This window comes from Actinokineospora enzanensis DSM 44649 (assembly GCF_000374445.1).
Taxonomy (GTDB): domain Bacteria; phylum Actinomycetota; class Actinomycetes; order Mycobacteriales; family Pseudonocardiaceae; genus Actinokineospora; species Actinokineospora enzanensis.
Map to the genome: position 1 here is coordinate 1 of NZ_KB894490.1, position 1313 is coordinate 1313.

The window sequence follows — 1313 nt, forward strand, 5'->3', positions numbered from 1 at the left end:
ACGTCCTGTTCGCCATGCTCCGCAACAAGACCCACTACCGGCCACCCGAGCCTGTTCCCGCCCCGGCTGCGGCTTGACAACCCCATAGGGACACCTCCCCGGTTACAGCCGTCCGTATCGCCCGGCGGGCGGCTAGGCTTCACTGTCATGGCGAGTCCGGCAGAGCTTGAACGCAAGGTGCGGCAGCTCGACAACGACGTTCAGTCGATCTACGAGATGCTGGCCACGATCGAGGCCACGCAGCGTCGGCAGGGCAATCGGCTCTCCGAGATCGTGACAACCCAAGCCGAGATCGTGGCCACTCAAGCTGACCACGGGGCCAAGCTCGACGCCATCTTGCAGCTACTCCAGCAACAGCGGCCCGAGTAAAAGGCGGCTGTTCGCCGCGACTGAGCCGTCCTAACCCGCGCGGCCGGGTGTTGGGGTGAACATCAGTGGATGCCTCACGGGTACGGGGTGGTTGCGCGATGATCACCCGATGGCGAGAGGGCGGCGTGGTGGGCCGGGGTGGTGGCGGCCGGTACTGGTGATCGTGGTGCCGGTGGTGGCCGCGACGATCGCGGCGATAATGGTGCTGTCGCGGGTGCTGGACGTGGCCTCGTCGGGTGGCCGGTTGGACATGATCCGCACCGCCTTGGCGGTCGGTGCAGGGACCGGCGCGGTGATGACCCTGGTTCTGGGCTGGCGACGGCAGTGGTCCACCGAGCACGACGCGGCCGAACGGCGGCTGACCGAACTGTATGTCAAAGCCGTGGAGCAACTGGGATCGGACAAAGCCGCGGTGCGACACGGGGCGCTCTACGCGCTGGAGCGGGTCGCCCAAGACAACCCCGAGCACCGCCAGACCGTGGTGAACGTGATCTGCGCCTACCTACGTGCCCCCTATACCCCACCGCCCGACACACCCATGCCTCGCAGGCTCAGCGGAGTGCGCGCCCCGCTACGCCCGGCCAAAGCCCGACCCGCGACACCACCCACCACTGACCACAGCCTGACCGCAGACGGGCAGGACACGCAACAGGAACGCGAGGTTCGGCTCACCGCTCAACGCATCCTGCGCGACCACCTACGGGCCCGCCCCCACACCTCATCATCGTGGATCCCGCGCGCGCGTCGGTTGGCTCAGCGACTACGTCGCCCCGCCCGGACCTTCTGGGCCGGCATCGACCTCGACCTCACCGGCGCCACCCTCATCAACCTCGACCTCGCCCACTGCACCGCCCGCACCGCTTCCTTCACGTCGGCCACCTTCACCGGCTACGCCAACTTCAGGTCGACCACCTTCACCAGCTACGCCAACTTCAGGTCGACCA

Annotated in this window: 2 protein-coding genes; both read left to right on the forward strand. The window is 67.6% G+C overall.

Translation table 11 applies throughout. From position 1 onward, the window contains the following. Nucleotides 1–147 precede the first annotated feature (147 nt). On the forward strand, nucleotides 148–369 hold the full coding sequence (locus C503_RS0137060) for a hypothetical protein (protein ID WP_245572686.1): 222 nt from the start codon (nucleotides 148–150) through the stop codon (nucleotides 367–369). A 109-nt stretch (nucleotides 370–478) separates the two neighbouring features. Next, nucleotides 479–1313 (forward strand): pentapeptide repeat-containing protein (locus tag C503_RS0137065; protein ID WP_156893801.1); only part of this gene is annotated, 835 nt, incomplete at its 3' end.